Source organism: Actinokineospora pegani (assembly GCF_009745975.1).
Classification (GTDB): domain Bacteria; phylum Actinomycetota; class Actinomycetes; order Mycobacteriales; family Pseudonocardiaceae; genus Actinokineospora; species Actinokineospora pegani.
In genome coordinates, this window is record NZ_WHOL01000095.1 from 1 (window position 1) to 17,231 (window position 17,231).

The 17,231-nt window shown below is 73.2% G+C and carries 16 protein-coding genes; 5 read left to right on the top strand and 11 right to left on the bottom strand.

Translation table 11 applies throughout. The annotated features are described in order from the left end of the window. Positions 1-35 precede the first annotated feature (35 nt). The 5 genes from GCL84_RS16435 to GCL84_RS16455 form a co-directional block, all read right to left on the bottom strand. Positions 36-806, bottom strand: coding sequence for a hypothetical protein (locus GCL84_RS16435; protein WP_156756360.1), 771 nt, complete (start codon positions 804-806; stop codon positions 36-38). Positions 807-975: 169 nt separating this feature from the next. Beyond that, on the bottom strand, positions 976-1,632 hold the full coding sequence (locus tag GCL84_RS16440) for a DedA family protein (RefSeq protein WP_156756361.1): 657 nt from the start codon (positions 1,630-1,632) through the stop codon (positions 976-978). Positions 1,633-1,740: 108 nt separating this feature from the next. Beyond that, entirely contained in the window at positions 1,741-2,742 is a 1,002-nt protein-coding gene (lipA, locus tag GCL84_RS16445; protein WP_156756362.1) for a lipoyl synthase, read from the bottom strand. A gap of 36 nt (positions 2,743-2,778) precedes the next feature. Beyond that, entirely contained in the window at positions 2,779-3,699 is a 921-nt protein-coding gene (locus GCL84_RS16450) for an oxidoreductase (protein WP_156756363.1), read from the bottom strand. 49 nt (positions 3,700-3,748) lie between these two features. After that, positions 3,749-4,279, bottom strand: coding sequence for a hypothetical protein (locus tag GCL84_RS16455; protein WP_156756364.1), 531 nt, complete (start codon positions 4,277-4,279; stop codon positions 3,749-3,751). A 126-nt stretch (positions 4,280-4,405) separates the two neighbouring features. On the opposite strand from GCL84_RS16455, the gene GCL84_RS16460 reads away from it, so the two are divergent. Both GCL84_RS16460 and GCL84_RS16465 read left to right on the top strand, forming a co-directional pair. Further along, positions 4,406-5,023 carry a TetR/AcrR family transcriptional regulator gene (locus GCL84_RS16460; protein ID WP_156756365.1) on the top strand — a complete coding sequence of 206 codons (618 nt, stop codon included), beginning with the start codon at positions 4,406-4,408 and terminating at the stop codon, positions 5,021-5,023. Between the two features lie 101 nt (positions 5,024-5,124). Then, entirely contained in the window at positions 5,125-6,189 is a 1,065-nt protein-coding gene (locus GCL84_RS16465) for a hypothetical protein (RefSeq protein ID WP_156756366.1), read from the top strand. A 51-nt stretch (positions 6,190-6,240) separates the two neighbouring features. Here the strand turns inward: GCL84_RS16465 and lipB are convergent, their stop codons facing one another. The 5 genes from lipB to lpdA all read right to left on the bottom strand — a co-directional run bounded on the left by lipB (position 6,241) and on the right by lpdA (position 11,897). Next, entirely contained in the window at positions 6,241-6,972 is a 732-nt protein-coding gene (lipB, locus tag GCL84_RS16470; RefSeq protein WP_156756367.1) for a lipoyl(octanoyl) transferase LipB, read from the bottom strand. A 9-nt stretch (positions 6,973-6,981) separates the two neighbouring features. Next, a complete protein-coding gene (locus GCL84_RS16475) occupies positions 6,982-7,620 on the bottom strand; it encodes a phosphatase PAP2 family protein (RefSeq protein ID WP_156756368.1) in 639 nt (212 codons plus the stop codon). After that, the gene (locus GCL84_RS16480; RefSeq protein ID WP_156756369.1) at positions 7,617-8,501 is read right to left on the bottom strand and encodes a TIGR01777 family oxidoreductase; all 885 of its coding nucleotides are present in this window, start codon (positions 8,499-8,501) and stop codon (positions 7,617-7,619) included. The genes GCL84_RS16475 and GCL84_RS16480 overlap by 4 nt, the downstream gene beginning before the upstream one ends. 201 nt (positions 8,502-8,702) lie before the next feature. Continuing rightward, on the bottom strand, positions 8,703-10,466 hold the full coding sequence (sucB, locus tag GCL84_RS16485) for a 2-oxoglutarate dehydrogenase, E2 component, dihydrolipoamide succinyltransferase (RefSeq protein ID WP_156756370.1): 1,764 nt from the start codon (positions 10,464-10,466) through the stop codon (positions 8,703-8,705). Between the two features lie 60 nt (positions 10,467-10,526). After that, the gene (gene lpdA, locus GCL84_RS16490) at positions 10,527-11,897 is read right to left on the bottom strand and encodes a dihydrolipoyl dehydrogenase (RefSeq protein WP_156756371.1); all 1,371 of its coding nucleotides are present in this window, start codon (positions 11,895-11,897) and stop codon (positions 10,527-10,529) included. Between the two features lie 223 nt (positions 11,898-12,120). Between lpdA and GCL84_RS16495 the strand changes: the two genes are divergently transcribed. Continuing rightward, entirely contained in the window at positions 12,121-12,462 is a 342-nt protein-coding gene (locus GCL84_RS16495; protein ID WP_156756372.1) for an oxidoreductase, read from the top strand. A 284-nt stretch (positions 12,463-12,746) separates the two neighbouring features. Here the strand turns inward: GCL84_RS16495 and GCL84_RS16500 are convergent, their stop codons facing one another. Further along, positions 12,747-14,240, bottom strand: a complete 1,494-nt coding sequence (locus GCL84_RS16500; RefSeq protein WP_156756373.1) for a leucyl aminopeptidase — start codon at positions 14,238-14,240, stop codon at positions 12,747-12,749. A gap of 173 nt (positions 14,241-14,413) precedes the next feature. On the opposite strand from GCL84_RS16500, the gene GCL84_RS16505 reads away from it, so the two are divergent. Continuing rightward, complete coding sequence (locus GCL84_RS16505; RefSeq protein ID WP_156756374.1) at positions 14,414-15,592, top strand: hypothetical protein; 1,179 nt, start codon at positions 14,414-14,416, stop codon at positions 15,590-15,592. A gap of 79 nt (positions 15,593-15,671) precedes the next feature. After that, positions 15,672-16,760, top strand: coding sequence for a branched-chain amino acid aminotransferase (locus GCL84_RS16510; protein WP_156756375.1), 1,089 nt, complete (start codon positions 15,672-15,674; stop codon positions 16,758-16,760). Positions 16,761-17,231: the final 471 nt, after the last annotated feature.

Genomic DNA, 17,231 nt, shown 5'->3' on the forward strand with positions numbered 1-17,231 from the left:
GCGACGCAGGCCTCCCCCAGGGTGTGTTCGGGTTGTCAGAGCTCGACGCACACGTTGGCCGCCGGGGCCGGGCGGCCCGCTGCGACCCACTCGGGGTGGTTGATGACCCGGCTCAGGATGGGGCCGTCGTAGACGATGGTGGTGTAGCTGTAGCAAGACCGGTAGAAGCCGTCACCGGGGAGCCGGTGGACCGCCTGGGGGGTCGGGAAGTCCTCCCGCCGCCAGTCGTCGTAGTCGACGATGTAGACGTTCGCGTAGTTGGCGAGGTCACGCACGAAACGGATGTCCGACGCCCAGGACATCTTCATGAAGCCCTCGTTGGACAGCTCGTCGACCGTGCGGAAGCCGGAGGCCCGCCACTCGTCGTAAGTCAGCTTGTGGCTGATCCCGTCGCTGAAGACGAACACCTCGTTGGAGGTGCCCCACTTGTAGTACTCGCTGCCCTGGATCCACCCGGCGTTCGCCGGGACGGGCTTGCCCGCGCGGTTCCACATGGCGAAGTCCATGAGCTCCCACTGCCAGTAGCGGTCGGAGTGCTCCCAGAAGGTCACCGCGTAGACGTGCGGCGACCAGGCGTACTTGACGTACGAGGTGGGCGTCGCCTGCGGCTCGGGGAACCCGGCCGCCTCCCAGGTCGCGAGGTCGATCGGGGTGTAGGCGCCTCCCTCGTACTGGTAGATGGTGTCGGAGTAGGCGTTCTTGTAGTAACCAGCGGCCACAGCGCTCGCGGGCGTGGTGGCCATCGATGCGGCAGCGGCGGTCGCCAGTGCCACCACGCCGGCGCGGCGCAGCAGGGTGCGAAGCATGGATTAACCCCAGGTGTAGAAGGATTGAGCGGCCCGGATGCCTACTGCGGCAGACGGACTTGGACTCTGTATGTCCGCAGACCCCGCATCCGTTACGGTCGTAACGAAGAATTCACACACGAATCGGCTCGGGGTGGGTGATCGCGCGGCTCGTGGCGGCCTCGCCGGGTCAGGAGGAGGCCGACTCCAGGTCCGCCGCGGCCTGCTCGGCCCTCTTCCGCGCGCGCTGCTTCTTCACCAGGCGCACCACCACGACCGCGACCACCGCGGCGCCCACGACGATGAAGGCGCCGGTGCTCAGGGCCTTCTCCATGCGCTTGGCGGCCTCGCCCAGGGCGGCGCCGATGGAGACGTGCAGGATGGACCAGCAGACGGCGCCTGCCGCGGCCGCCGGGAGGAACTTGCGGTAGGGCAGGCCCGAGGTGCCCGCCGCGGCGGGGGTCAGGGTGCGCACGACCGGGAGGAAGCGGGCGAAGAACACCGCCCAGGCGCCCCGGCGGCGCAGGATGTCGGTGGCCTTGTCCCAGCCCTGGACGCCGTACTTCTGGATCAGCTTGGTCTCGCGCAGCCTGGGCCCGTAGCGGCGGCCGATGAGGTAGCCGATCGAGTCGCCGACGGTGGCGCAGACCGACACGACCAGGCACAGGACCAGGAAGCGGGGCACCGAGGTGGCGGTGGTGGCGGCGATGAGCAGACCTGCCTCGCCGGGCGCGATGAAGCCCAGGCCGATGGTGCACTCGGCCAGCACCAAGGCGCCGGTCGCGGCGACCAGACCCGGCTGCGGGAGGGCCTGCAGCCACTCCAGGAAGTCGGTGATCATGGCCATCGGGGAACTCCCTCGTACGATGACAGCGGTTGGCTACGAGGGAGTCCGGCGTCCTGGTTCCCCGTCCTTGTATATCGCTGTCACGCGGCGGTTGTCACGCCGGGGCTGTCAGCGGTTGAGCAGGGCGCTGATCTCCTGGCTGGCCGCGCCCGCCTCGGTCAGGTGCCGCAGGTTCTCCGGCACGGTCTCGCCGCGGTGCTCGACGGCCTGGGTGAACAGGCGCCCGGCGCGGTAGGACGAGCGCACCAGCGGCCCGGCCATGACCCCGGCGAAGCCGATGGCCTCGGCGGCCTGCTTGTGCTCGAGGAACTCCTCCGGCTTGACCCACCGGTCGATCGGGTGGTGGCGCAGGCTCGGGCGCAGGTACTGGGTGATGGTGATGATGTCGCAGCCCGCGTCGTGCAGGTCCCGCAGCGCCCCGGTGACCTCGTCCGGGGTCTCGCCCATGCCCAGGATCAGGTTCGACTTGGTGACCAGGCCGGACTCGCGGGCCTCGGTGATGACCCGCAGCGACCGCTCGTAGCGGAACGCCGGGCGGATGCGCTTGAAGATGCGCGGCACGGTCTCCAGGTTGTGCGCGAGCACCTGCGGCCGGGAGCCGAACACCTCGGCGAGCTGGTCGGGCTCGGCGTTGAAGTCCGGGATCAGCAGCTCGACGCCGGTGCCGGGGTTGAGCGCGTGGATCTGGCGGACGGTCTCGGCGTAGAGCCAGGCGCCGCCGTCGGCGAGGTCGTCGCGGGCGACGCCGGTGATGGTGGAGTAGCGCAGGCCCATCGCCTGCACCGACTCGGCGACCCGGCGCGGCTCGTCGCGGTCGAGGTCGCTGGGGCGGCCGGTGTCGATCTGGCAGAAGTCGCAGCGCCGGGTGCACTGCTCGCCGCCGATGAGGAAGGTCGCCTCGCGGTCCTCCCAACACTCGAAGATGTTGGGGCAGCCCGCCTCCTCGCACACCGTGTGCAGGCCCTCGCGCTTGACCAGGCCCTTGAGCTCGCGGTACTCGGGGCCCATCTTCGCGCGGGTCTTGATCCAGGAGGGCTTCTTCTCGATCGGCGTCTGGCTGTTGCGCACTTCCAGGCGCAACATCTTCCGACCCTCGGGCGCTACCGTCACGTCTTCCAGGCTACGCCTCCCCGCGGGGTGGTGCGTTCAGGCGGGGTCCGGAGAAACGCCGGTCAACTCGGCGGTGCGCGCCCACAATGTCCGGGCGATGTCCGGATTGGCCGCGAGAGCGCGGGGCTCGACCCGTCCCGGTGCGCCGTAGAACTGCATCGGCCCGGTGGGTCCGAAGTACTCGCCGCCGCGCACGCCCGCCGCCGTGGCCGCCATGAGCTGCGGCAGCGTCCCACGCTCGAGCGACTGGGTGATCAGCTTGTTGCCCAGCCTGGTCGCGGCCAGGACCGCCTGGCCCACCGCGCCGCGGCCCACCCGCGCCCGGACCGCGGCCACGGCCAGGTCGGTGTCGGTCATCCCGGGGTGGGCGGCGACGCTGAGCACGGGCGAGCCCGTCGCGGCCAGCCTGCGGTGCAGCTCGAACGCGAACAGCAGGTTGGCCATCTTCGACGCCGCGTAGGCCGCGCCCGCCTGGTACGGGCGGCGCTCCCAGTTCAGGTCGTCGAGGTCGAAGCCGCGGTTCTTGTGCGCCAGGCTGGACACGGTCACCACCCGGTCGCGCACGGCGGGCAGCAGCAGCCAGGTCAGCGCGGCGTGCCCGAGGTGGTTGGTGCCGAGTTGCAGCTCGAAGCCGTCGGCGGTGCTGCCGCGCGGCGGTCCCATCAGGCCCGCGTTGTTGACCAGCAGGTCCAGGTGGTCGCCGGTGCGCTCCCGCACCTCGGCCGCGGCGGCGCGGACCGAGGCCAGGTCGGCCAGGTCGAGGGGCACGAGTTCCGCGTCGCCCTCGATGGTGGCCAGGGCCGCCGCGCCGCGCTCGGGGGAGCGGACCCCCAGCAGCACCTTGGCGCCCTTGGCGGCCAGCACCTGGGCCGTGCGCAGCCCGAGGCCGGAATTGGCCCCGGTGACCAGGGCGGTGTGCCCGCCCTGGTCGGGGATGTCGTCCTCGGACCAGCTCACCCGGGCGTCCTCTCCTCGGCTCCTGCGAGAAGGGTAGGCAGCCCGGGGCTCAGGCGCTGGCGACGAGCCTGCGCAGCAGGCTCACCGGCGACCGGCGGGGGCGGGTGTCCTCGACGGGCTCGGCGGCCCGCTCGGGCGTGCTGCGCAGCAGCGCGAGGTAGGCGGCGCCGATGCGGGCGGCCTCGGCGGCGGACTCGTGCTCGTCGGCCAGGCCCGCGGCCCGGGCCAGCAGCCGCTGCTCGGCCTCGCGGACCGGGCGCAGCGCCTCGCTGTCGTGCGCGGCCAGCAGCCGGGCCAGTACCGGCGCGGCGTCGGCGGCGGCCTGCCAGGCCGAGGAGACGGCCTCGACGCGGTCGACGCGCGGATCGCGGTCGGCCTCGGCCACCGCGGTCTCCACGTGCCCGACCAGGCGGCGCGTCCAGACGTGGTGCAGGGCCAGCAGCAGCTCGTCGGTGCTGGTGAACTCCCGGGCCGCCAGCGGCACCTCGGCCAGCACCAGCGGGCGCGCCGGGTCGTGCCTGGCGTGGGTCAGGACGGCTTCCATCGCCGCCTGCCTTCTGTAGTGGTCTTGCCAGCTCATGGTGTTGGGCTCCCCTCCCGTGACCTGCGCCATACCGTGGGTTTGCGGCATACCGCCGGTATGGAGCACAATCTATCACGAGGCGTACCCCCGGTTCGGCCCGAAAATCTGAAGTACGGTGTGGCGATGACGACAGCGCGGTCAGAGCAGTCCCGGCGCGTGGACTACAGCGAGTCGACCAGGAACGCCCTGGTCGACTCGGCCGTGACCCTGTTCACCGACAACGGCTACGCGGCCACCTCGCTGGACGCGGTCGCCCGCGGCGCCCGGGTCACCAAGGGCGCGCTGTACCACCACTTCTCCGGCAAGCAGGCGCTGTTCGAGGCCGCGTTCGACGCGGTCGAGTCGGCCGTGTCGGCCCGCCTCGTGCAGGTCGTCACCGGCCCCGGCGGCGCGTGGGAGCGGGCGATGGAGGGCGTGCGCGGCTACGTCAACGTCTGCCTCGAACCCTCCTACCAGCGCATCGTCATCCACGAGGGTCCGGTCGTGATGGGCTGGGACCGCTGGCGCGAGGCCGAGGACCGGTTCAGCTTCGGCCTGGTCCGCGCCACCCTGGAGGCGCTCATCGAGGCGGGCGAGATCGAGGCGCTGCCGGTGGAGACCACCGCCAGGGTGCTCTTCGGCGCGCTGTCCACCGGGGCCACGATCATCGCGGGCGCCCCGGACCCGGAGCGGGCGGGCGCGGAGGTGCTGCTGACGATCGAGCGGGTGCTCGTGGGCATGCGGGCGGCCGGCCCGCGCTGAGCCCGCCAGGGCGACCAGGCTTCGGCCGCGCGGCACGCGCCTGGGACGATGTGCCGTCACCACCCGGCCGCGTCGCCGGGAAGACCCCCGGGAGGCCGTTGATGGAGTCGACCGCGCCCGTCGTGCGCGATCCCGCACCGGACCGGCCCGCCGCGTCCGACCCGACGACCGCGATCATCCTCAAACTGCGCGGCAGCCAGAACCTCGGCCAGGCCACGCTCGCCGCCCTGGTCGCCTTCGTGCTCACCAGCGCGGGCCTGGCCGCGACCCTGGGCATGAGCCACTTCTTCTACGGCCACCTCGTCGCGGCCGTGCTCGTCTTCGCCGCTGTGGGCGTGAAGTACCACCTGTGGGGCCGGTGGCTGCGCGCCCGGCGCGGGCCCGCGCTGGTGGCCGCCCGCCCCTGGCGGTCGTTGCCCGCTCGGGTGCTGCGCGCCCGTTCCCGGCACTGGGCCTCGGTGGTCGAGGTGACCGAGGACGGGGTGGCCACCGCCGTGCGCGTCACGGCGCTCACCCGGGCGCACCAGGCCGTCATCGCCCGCACCGGCCGGGTTTGGGTGGTGGGGCCGGACAAGGCGGGGTGGGCGGCGGTGCGCGTCGACGGGGCGCACGAGGCGCTGCCCGCTCGTGCCCTCAACCGCGTGCCCGCCTCCGCTTCCGCGGACGCGGGCGGTGGGGGCGATGTCGCGCTGGCCACCGCTCGCGACCAGCGTGCTGACGTGCTGTTCGCGGTGGCCCTGGTGCTCGCCGGGTACGTGTTCGTGGTGCTGGCGATGTTCACTCTCGACGGGCAGGTCGGCAAGGCGATGCTGGCGGCGGTGGGCGGGCTGACCGGCGTCGTGCTGTGCCTCGCGCCGGTCCTCTGGCACACCCGGCGCAACGTGCGGCTGCCCCAGTTGGTGGCCGGTGCCGAGTGGACTCGGGTCGAGGTCGGGCTGGCGCCGTGGAAGGCGCGCGCGGACGGCACCGCGAGGGTCGTCGCCACCGTGCGGTTGGCTGGTGGCGGGACTCGGACGTTGCGGCTGGCGTCGGCGTCCGTGGAGTTGTTGGGGACGATCTGGGACACGGGGGAGGCTTGGTTGAGTGCTGAGCCTGTGCCGGGTGTTCTCCTGGCGGTGGGGCATCCCGGCTACCCGCCGGTGTCTGTTGCCCGGGTGTGCGAATAGAACTGTGCGGGTTGCCCCGGGGACGTTCTGGGGGGCTTTGCGGGTGGGGGCTTAGCTGAGGGCGAAGGTCACGCCGGGGAGGGCGGGGGTGCGGTCCAGCCAGTGGTCTTGGACCGGGAGGGTGCCTTCCAGGGCGGCCAGGACGGCCTCCTGGGCGATCGGCAGCACCTCCGAGACCGGTACTGGGCGGCCCAGTTCCCGCGACAGCGAGGTCACCCCGGCGTCGCGGATGCCACACGGGACGATCCGGTCGAAAGGGGACAGGTCGCAGTCGCAGTTGAGTTGGAAGCCGTGCATGGTCACGCCGCGCTGGACGCGGATGCCCACGGCGGAGATCTTGCGCTCGGGCTGGTCGGCGGTGGCGGGCAGCCAGACCCCGCTGCGACCCTCCACGCGGCCGGTCACCAGGCCGAAGCGCGCGCAGACGGCGATCATCGCCTCCTCGACGCGGCGCACGTAGCGGACCACGTCCACCGGGTCGGTCAGCTTGACGATCGGGTAGCCGACCAGTTGGCCGGGGCCGTGCCAGGTCAGCTTGCCGCCGCGGTCGACGTCGACGACGGGGGTGCCGTCGTCGGGGTGCTCGTCGGGGGCGGTGCGCTTGCCCGCGGTGTACACCGGCTCGTGCTCGAGCAGCAGCAGCACGTCGGGTCCGGCGTCGTCGGCGCGCTCGGTCGCCAGCCGCCGCTGCGACTCCCAGGTGGCCAGGTACTCGACCGTCCCGATCGGACGGACATCCACCGGGTCGGCACTCGCCCGGCACGAGGATTCGGCAGCGCTCACACGACGACCCTACGCCTCCGCCGCGCCCGCGCGCTCTTCCCGAGGGACGCTCCCGGGCGGCAGCAGCCCCAGCGCCGCTGACGCGACCAACCCCACCCCCGCCACGCCCACGGCCGCGCCGATCGTGTCGCTGAGCCAGTGCACGTCCATCAGCATCCGGCACAGCGCCGCCGCCACCACCGCCGCCGCGCCCCAGGCGCGGCACGCGCGCAGGCGCGAGCGGGCCAACCAGGCGCACAGGACCGCGGCGGTGAACGCCACCGCCGCCACCGACACCACGTGCCCGCTGGGGTAGCTGAACTCCGGGTACGCGCGCGGACGGTCCCTGGCGAACAGCGGTTTGACGAACGAGACCAACCTGCACAGGACCAGCACCACCAGCGACTTCACCAGCAGCACCGACAGCCCCGGTTCGGACTGTCGGACCACCACCGCCCACACCAGCCCCACGACGCCCGCGGTGATCGGCAGCACCGGTCCCAGCACGTCGCTGACCACCTGGGCCACCGCACCCACCGGGCCCGCGTGGTCGGCCCCGAGGACGTCGGCGACCGCCACGTCGAACCCCGGCGCGGGACCGGAGAACAGCACACCCAGCACGACGAAGACCGCGATGAGGCCGAACCCGGCGACGAGCGGTCTGATCACCGCTGCTCGACGGCTGTGATGGCGTCGTCGATCGTCTCGAAGCGGAACGGGAACCCGTTGTCCTGCAACACCTTCGGCACCAGGTGCTGGCTGCGCAGGATCTCGTCGGCGAAGTCGCCCAGCGCCACCCGCAGCGCGGCCTTGGGCACCCGGAACGGGGCGGGCCGGTGCTTGGCCCGGCCGAACGCCCGGGTGAACTCGGCGTTGGTGGCGGGCGTGGGCCCGGCCAGGTTCACCGGCCCGGCGATGTCCTGGCGCACCAGGAACGCCAGCGCGTCGACCTCGTCGTCGAGGTGGATCCACGGCATGTACTGGCTGCCGTCGCCGAGCTTGCCGCCCAGGCCCAGCGCGAACAGCGGGCGCAGCGGGCCGAGCAGGCCGCCGCTGGGCGCGATGACCTGGGCGGTGCGCGCCAGCACGACCCGGGCCCCGGCGCGGCGGGCGGTCTCGGTGGCCGCCTCCCAGCGCACGCACAACTCCGCCAGGAACCCCCGGCCCGCCGGTTCGGCCTCGTCGGCCGGTCCGGCCGGGATGGTCCCGTAGTAGCCGACCGCGGAGCCGTTGACGAGCACGGGCACCCCGGACTCGGCGACGGCGGCGGCGATCACCTCGGTCGGCTCGACCCGGCTGTCGAGCAGGACCTGCTTGCGGGCCTGGCTCCAGCGGCGGTCGGCGACCCCGGCGCCGCACAGGTTCACCACGGCGTCGACCCCGTCGAACGTGCCCTCCTCCACCGCGCCCGCGGGCGGGTCCCACTGGCGTTCGTCGGGTGCCTGGGGTTCGCGGCGGACCAGCCGCAGCACCTCGTCACCCTCGTGCCGGAGCTTGGCCACCAGAGCGGTCCCGATGAGGCCGGACGAGCCGGCGACCACTACGCGCATGGACTGATCGTCCCCAAGATCCGGTCCGCGCGCACGCTCGGGTGACTGCGGTTACCCATGGAACGCCGCTGGGGGTCGCCCGGTTCGGACGGCCCCCAGCGGGAGTGCTTCTCCAGGGCGGTTGCTCCTCCGCGCCCACCCAACCCCCACCGGCGGCCGCTCGGGGAACGGTGCCGGGCGGGCGGGTGCTGGGAGGGAGTGCTACAGCCCCAGGTCGCCCTCGAAAGCGCCCTCTTCCAGGCGGTGCTTGACCGTGGAGAGGAACCGGCCCGCGTCCGCGCCGTCGATGAGGCGGTGGTCGTAGGTCAGCGCCAGGTACACCATCGAGCGGATCGCGATGGTGTCGTCGCCGCTCTCGTCGACGACGACGACCGGGCGCTTGACGACCAGGCCGACACCCAGGATCGCCACCTGCGGGAGCTGGATGATCGGGGTGTCCCACAGCGCGCCCTGCGACCCGAGGTTGGTCAGGTTGAACGTCGCGCCGAACAGCTCGTCCGGGGTGACCTTGTTCGACCTGGTGCGCTCGGCCAGGTCGGTGATGCGGTTGGCCAGGCCCGCCAGGCTCAGGTCGCCCGCGTCCCGGATGGCCGGGGTGAGCAGGCCGCGCTCGGTGTCCACCGCGATGCCCAGGTGCTCGACGCCGTGGTAGGTGACCTCCTTGGCGTCCAGGTCGATCGAGGCGTTGAGCTTGGGGTGCTGCTTGAGCGCCTCGACGGTGGCCTTGGCGAAGAACGGCAGGAACGTCAGCTTGACGCCCTCGGCCGCCTCGAACCCGGCCTTGGCCCGCGTGCGCAGCTTGGCGATCTTGGTGACGTCCACCTCGACCACCTGGGTGAGCTGCGCGGCGGTCTGCAGCGACTCGACCATGCGCTTGGAGACGGTCTGGCGCAGGCGGGTCAGCTTCTGCGTGGTGCCGCGCAGCGAGGTGTCGGCCTGCACCGGCTTGCTGGGCGCGGCCGGGGTCGAGGCGGTCGCCGCGGCGGCGGTCAGATCGGACTTGGTCTCCGCGGGCTTCTTGGCGGCCTCGGCGGCGGCCAGGACGTCCTGCTTGCGGATGCGGCCACCCACGCCGGAGCCCTTGACCGAGGACAGGTCGACGCCGTGCTGGTTGGCCAGCTTGCGCACCAGCGGGGTCACGTACGCGCCGGAGCCGTTGGACTCCTGCGCCGCCGGGGCGGGCTCGGGCTCGGCCTCGGGCTTGGGTTCGGGCTTGGGTTCGGGCTTTGCCTCGGCCTTGGGGGCCTCCTGCTTCGGCTCGGGCTTCGGCTCAGGCTTGGGCTCCGCCTTGGGGGCGTCCTGCTTGGGCTCCGGCTCGGCCTTGGGCGCGGGGGCCGCGTCCTTGTCCCCGATCACGGCGAGCTGGCCGCCGACCTCGACGGTGGCGTCCTCCTCGGCGGAGATCTCCAGCAGCGTGCCCGCGACCGGCGAGGGGATCTCGGTGTCGACCTTGTCGGTGGAGACCTCCAGCAGCGCCTCGTCGACCTCGACCGAGTCGCCCACGGCCTTGAGCCAGCGGGTGACGGTGCCCTCGGTGACCGACTCGCCCAGCGCGGGCATGGTCACCGGGGTGCCCTCGGCGGACCCACCGCCGGCGGAGGGAGAGGGCTTGGCCTCCTGCTCGGGCTCCGGCTCCGGGGCGGCCTCCTGCGCGGTCTCGGCGGGGAGCTGCTCCTCGGGCTCAGCCTGGTCCGAGCCCGACGACGAGCCGGAGTCCGAGGACCCGTCCCCGTCCCCGATCTCGGCCAGGACGGCGCCCACCTCGACGGTGTCGTCCTCCTGGGCGTGGATCTTCTGCAGCACGCCTGCCGCGGGGGAGGGGATCTCGGTGTCGACCTTGTCGGTGGAGACCTCGAGCAACGGCTCGTCGACCTCGACGGTGTCACCCTCCTGCTTGAGCCAGCGGGTGATGGTTCCCTCGGTGACGCTCTCACCGAGCGCCGGCATCTCAACGGAGAACGCCATGATTCTGTGGACTCCTCGTGCTGTGTTGCGTGGCTGACGGGTGTGGGCTGAGCCTTCCGGTCAGCCGTGCACGTGCAGAGGCTTACCCGCTAGGGCGAGGAAAGCCTCACCCAGCGCCTCGGTCTGTGTGGGGTGGGCGTGGATGAGCGGGGCGACGTCCTCCGGGTAGGCCTCCCAGCTGTAGATGAGCTGCGCCTCGCCGATCAGCTCGCCGACGCGCTCACCGACCAGGGTGATGCCGACGACCGGGCCGTCGGGGGCCCGCACCAGCTTGACCCCGCCCTGGGTCTTGAGGATCTGGCTCTTGCCGTTGCCCGACAGCGCGTAGACCAGGGTCTCGGCCGAGCCGTACTTCTCCCTGGCCTGCGCCTCGGTCAGGCCGACGGAGGCGACCTCGGGCTTGCAGTAGGTGACCTTCGGGATGCCCGCCTCGTCGATGACCTTGGGCTCCAGGCCCGCGATGTCCTCGGCGACGAAGATGCCCTGCTGGAAGCCGCGGTGCGCGAGCTGGAGACCGGGGACCAGGTCGCCGACGGCGTAGACGCCGGGCAGGTTCGTGCGCAGGCGCTCGTCGGTCAGGACGAAGCCGCGCTCGGTGTTCACCCCCGCCTCCTCGTAGCCGTGGCCCGCGGAGTTGGGGCCGCGGCCGACGGCGACGAGCAGCAGGTCGGCCTCGAGGCTCTCACCGGACTCCAGGGAGACGGTGACGCCGGAGTCGCCCTGCTCGGCCCCGGTGAACCGGACCCCGGTCTTGAACTTGATCCCGCGCTTGCGGAAGGCGCGCTCGAGCTGCTTGGACGCCCACTCGTCCTCGAGCGGCACCAGGCGGGGCAGCGCCTCCACGATCGTGACCTCGGCGCCGAAGGAGCGCCACACGCTGGCGAACTCCACCCCGATCACGCCGCCGCCGAGCACCACGACCCGCTCCGGCACGTGGTCGAGGTTCAGCGCCTGGTCGGAGGTGATGATCCGGCCGCCGATCTCCAGGCCGGGCAGCGTGCGCGCGTACGAGCCGGTGGCCAGCACGACGTTCTTGCCGGTGTAGGTCCGGCCGTCCACCTCGACCTTGTCGGGCCCGACGAACGTGCCCGCGCCTTCGACCACGGTCACCTTGTTGGCCTTGAACAACCCCTGCAGGCCCTTGTGCAGGCCCGCGACGATCGAGTCCTTGTAGGAGTTCACGCCGTTCATGTCGATGCCCTCGAGGGAGGACTTCACCCCGAACTGGTCGCCCTCGCGGGCGTTGTCCGCGACCTCGGCGGCGTGCAGCAGCGCCTTGGTCGGGATGCAGCCGCGGTGCAGGCAGGTGCCGCCGACCTTGTCCTTCTCCACCAGCACCACGGACAGCCCGAGCTGGGCGGCGCGGAAGGCGCAGGCGTAACCACCGGAGCCGCCACCCAGGATCACCAGGTCAGCGGAGGTGTCAGTCACGGGATCTCCTCGACGTGTGACAGCGTTGGAACAGCACGGGCCCGATCGGCCCGGCGGCGCGGTCACTCGAACGGCCGCGGCCACCACACGCCATCTTGTCACTTCGTGAGGCAGGCTTGCGAGGCGGTCGGCGTGTCCGTTCCGTCCCATCCGGGGTTACCCGCGAGTACCCTGGGCAGCTCGGTGGCGCGGCGCCCGAGGGGGCCCGCGGGAGGAGGATGACGTGGGGCTCTTCGACTCGCTGCGGCGCAAGCGCAAAGCACCCGGCACGCTGCGCGGCGCCAGCAAACAGGACACCTCGCACCTCGACGAGTGGGCCAACGCCAGGCACGGCGTGGAGGCCTACGTCGAGCCCAAGACCACCGTGACGGACACGACGGTGGTGCTCGTCGCACACGACGGCGAGTGGACCCGCCGCCGCATCGCCGACCTCGACGCCGCCTTCGCCTTCGGCCGCAAGCGCGGCATCCCGGTGTACGAGGTCAACCGGGTCGGCCTGCCGCAGCGCATGCGCGACCACATCGCCCGGCAGAAGATCCAGGAGAAGCGCGACCGCGGTCTGTGAGCGGGTCCCCGGCCTGGACCGGCCACGCGCTGCGGCCCGTCTGACACCTGTGCCCGGATCGGGGGGAGGCGCTGTGGCGCCGGCGCCTGCCGTGATCGACTTCGGGGCCTCGCGCACCGTCGCCGTGGTCGGCGCGACCGCGGCCACCGCGCGGGTGGTCCCCTTCGACGACGCGCCCTGACTGCCCTCGGTGGGACGCTCGTGGTGCGGTTGGGCGCGGCCGACCCCGCCCGGCGAGGCGGCGGACCGAAGGGCCCGCCGCCGCGCCGGAAAGCGCTTGCGGGTCAGCCGTTCTCGGCGATGTCGGCCAGCACCGCGGCGATCGTGCGCACCGGCACGCCGGTGCCGCCCTTGGGGGTGTAGCCCCACGCGCTGCCACCGTTGTAGGCCGGGCCCGCGATGTCGACGTGCGCCCACGCCACGCCCTCGGCCACGAACTCGCGCAGGAACAGGCCCGCCGCGAGCATGCCGCCCCAGCGGTGCCCGGTGACGTTGGCCAGGTCGGCCAGCCGCGAGTCCAGGTCGCCGCGCAGCTCCTCGGGCAGCGGCATCGCCCAGCCGCCCTCGCCGGTGGCGCGGGCGGTCTCGGCCACCCGGTCGCGGAACTCGTCGGAGCCCATCACCCCGGAGGTGCGGGTGCCCAGCGCCACCACCTGGGCGCCGGTCAGGGTGGCCGCCTCGATCAGGTAGTCCGGGCCGTCCTCGCAGGCGCGCACGATCGCGTCGGCCAGGACCAGGCGGCCCTCGGCGTCGGTGTTGAGCACCTCGACGGTCTTGCCGCCGTACATGGTCAGCACGTCGCCGGGCCGGTACGCCGCGCCGGAGGGCATGTTCTCGGCCATCGGCACGGTCGCGACGACCTCGAGCGGGAACTTGAGCTTGGCCGCGAGCACCACCGAGGCCACGACCGCGGCCGCGCCGGACATGTCGGAGGTCATCTGGTCCATGCCCGCGGCGGGCTTGATGGAGATGCCGCCGGTGTCGAAGGTGATGCCCTTGCCGACCAGCGCGACCTTCTTGCGCGCCTTCGGGCCCTTGTAGGACAGGCGCACCAGCCGCGGCTGGCGGGTGGAGCCGACGCCGACGCCGAGGATGCCGCCGAAGCCGCCCTTCTTGAGCGCCTTCTCGTCGAGCACCTCGACGGTCAGGCCCGCCTCCTTGGCCAGCGCGACCGCGCGCTCGGCGAACGAGGCCGGGTACAGGTCGTTGGGCGGGGTGTTGATGAAGTCGCGGGCGGTGTTGACCGCCTCGGCGATCGCGGTCGCGGCCTTGACCGTGGCCCGGTGGTCCTTGGCCGTGCCCGCCGCCGGGGCGACCAGGTCGACCTTGGCCAGCTCCCGGTCGGTGGCCGAGGACTTGTAGGCGGTGAAGGTGTAGGAGCCCAGGATCGTGCCCTCGGCGGCGGCCTGCAGGTCCAGCGCCGACAGCGCCGTCGCCGCGCGCTTGCTCGACCCGATCGCCCGCGCCGCCGCGCCGGAGGCCCGGCGCACCTGCTCGGCGGTGATCCCGCCGTCGGCCTTGCCCAGACCCACCGCCACCACGACGCTCGCGGGCACCTTGCCCAGCGACGGCAGCTTGACGACCTCGTCGGCCTTGCCGGTGGCGCCCAGCGCGGCCAGCACCTCGACCAGCGTCCCGCCGAAGGCCTCGGCCACGCCCTCGGCCCCGGGGACCAGGCCGGGCCCGCCGTCACCGGTCTGGACGGTGCCGATGACGATGGCGTCGACGGCGGCCTCGGCGATCGGCGCTGCGGCCAAGGCCAGCTTGGGGGCGGTCACAGGGGCACTCCTCGGGGTTTGGGTGGAAGGTCGGCCCGCGGGCCAGCCCGGCTGGGTCCGGCGCGGGCCTCGTGGGTCTCGCGCAGGGTGTTGACGCATGCTAACGACCACCCATCAGTGTTCAACCGGTGGCCGGATGGTGCGGCGGCCGACAATCTGGCACGGTCGTGTCTGTGACAGCGGTCGAACTCGCGCCTGCGGCCACCCGCAACGGGGTGCTCCCGGCGTTCACGGGCGCGCTCGCGGTGGGCGCGCTGGTCGTGGGCCCCGCCGCCGCGGCGGCGGGCTGGTGGTCGCTCGCGGCCCTGGGACTGGCGGGCCTGGTCGCCGGGCTGACCGCCGTCTCGAGGGTCGACCTGCTCGCCCAATCCCCCTCCGGCGACCCGCACGCGCTGGTCCGCGAGCGGTTCGGCCCGATGCCCGCCCGCCTGTCCGGCGTGCTCTCGCTCGCCGGGCGGCTCGCCGCCGCGGCCGCGGTGGCCCTCGCCGCGGGCGCGTACCTCACCCCGACCGCGCCCGCCGTCACGGCGGTCGTGCTCGTCGTCGGCGCCACGGCGCTGGTGGTCGCCCGCGTGGCGCTGCCCCCCGCCGCGGGCCGCGCGCTCTGCGCTGTGGCCATCGTCACGCTCCTGGTGTTCGTGGCCGCCACCCTCGCCATCCCGCCCGCCGACGCGCTCCCGGTCCTCGCCGCCGTGCCCGGGTCCGACGACCCGACCGGGGTACTCATCGCCGCCGGGCTGTTCTCGGTCGGGTTCGCCGGGACGGCCGGACCCACACCCGCCAGCGCACGCGCGGGCCTGGCCTGCGTCGGCGCGGTGATGCTCGGCGTGCTCGCCGTCGGCTTCGGCGTGCTGCACCAGCTCGGCGGGCCGCGCGCGGCGCTGTCGCCCACCCCGCTGCTCGACGCGCTGACCGCCGCCGACGGGGCGGCGATCGCACCGCTGGTGGTCCTGGGCGTGGCCGCGGGCGGGTTCCTGGCCGTGCGAGCGCTGCTGACCGGCGCCGCGGGCGCGGCGCGGGAGCTGGCCGAGCACGGCGAGACCCCGACCTGGCGGCACACCCCGCTGGCGCTGGGCGTCGTCGCGGCGGGCCTGCCCCTCGTGCTCGGGTCCACGCTGCTGTTCGAGATCGCGGCCTGCCTGCTGCTGGGGCACACCGCGTTCGCCAACTCCGCCGCCCGCTCGATGCCGCGGGCCGACCGCACCGGCTGGGTGCGCACCGGCTGCTGCGGGCTGGTGCTCTCGGTCATCGTGGGCGCCAACACCTCCATCGTCGGCGTGGCCGTCGCCGCCGCGACAGCCGCGCTCGGCGGTCTCGGCCTCACGGCCTGGCGGCGGCGTTCGGTCACCTGACCGACGCACCGGGTGGTGCGACGACCGAATGCCGGGACACCGATTCTCGCCGCGCCGACCACCGGATACGGTGCTCGGCATGACGTCGACGCTGTCGTTCCAGACCACCCCGACCCGCACGCCGGCGACCCCGGAGCGGGTCGCGGAGGTACTCGCCGACCCCGGCTTCGGGCGGTACTTCACCGACCACATGGTGACTGTCCGCCACACCCGCGACCAGGGCTGGCACGACGCCCGCGTCGAGGCCTACCACCCGCTCACCCTCGACCCCTCCGCGATGGTCCTGCACTACGGGCAGGCGATCTTCGAGGGCCTCAAGGCCTACCAGCGCCCGGACGGCACGGTGGCCGCCTTCCGCCCCGAGGCCAACGCCGCCCGCTTCCGCTCCTCGGCCCGCCGGATGGCGATGCCCGAGCTGCCCGACGAGGTGTTCCTGGCGGCGGTGCGCGAGCTGGTCGACATCGACCGCCGCTGGGTGCCCGCCCACCCCGAGGAGTCGCTCTACCTGCGCCCCTTCATGATCTCCACCGAGGCGGGCCTGGGCGTCCGCCCGGCCGCGGAGTACCTCTTCGCGATCATCGCCTCCCCCGCGGGCGCCTACTTCCGCGGCGGCGTGAAGCCCGTGACGGTGTGGCTGTCCACCGAGTACGTGCGCGCGGCCCCCGGCGGCACCGGCGCGGCCAAGTTCGCGGGCAACTACGCCGCCTCCCTGGTCGCCCAGGCCCAGGCCGCCGACCAGGGCTGCGACCAGGTGGTGTGGCTCGACGCCGTCGAACGCCGCTGGGTCGAGGAGATGGGCGGCATGAACCTCTTCTTCATCCTGGGCGACAAGGTCGTCACCCCGCGGCTCTCGGGTTCGCTGCTGCCCGGCATCACCCGCGACTCGCTGCTCTCGCTCGCCGCGGACCTGGGCCACGAGATCGAGGAACGCCCCATCTCCACCGACGAGTGGGAGAAGAAGGCCGCCTCCGGCGAACTCACCGAGGTCTTCGCCTGCGGCACCGCCGCCGTCATCACCCCCGTCGGCCACGTCAAGCACGCCACCGGCTCGTTCTCCATCGCGGGCGGCGAACCCGGCCCGGTGACCACCAAGCTCCGCGAGACCCTCACCGGCCTCCAGTACGGCACCGTCCCCGACCCCCAGGGCTGGATGACCACCCTCGTCTGAGACCCACCCCCTTCGCCCCCACCAGCCCCGGCCGGTGGGGGCGAAGCCCTGCCCAGCCCGCCCAAGCCCCCAGGTGACCAGCCCACAACAAGCCGCGCCGCCCCACAGACCAACCCCGCCACACCCACCCGACACCAAAGCCCACCCCACTCGGCACCGAACCCCGCCCCGAGCCCGCCACACCAACCCCGCCCCGAGCTCCCCCCGCTGCGCGCGGGAAAGCCCGCCCCACCTCGCGCGATACCAAGCCCCACCACACCTCTGGGCAATGCCGCTTACTTAGCCCAGCGTGTGGGCTGTGGGGGTCGTGCGTGGTGATGGTGGCCGCGGAGATCGGGGCGTGGAAGCGTTCCGAACGCGAGGACACCGCACGACCGTGCCTGTCGATCACACCCTGGTTCGGGTCCTCCGAGCAGGGGCGGCAGAACCGAGCCCATCCAGTCGCCTCACCCACCAACCCCGTGCGCGAGG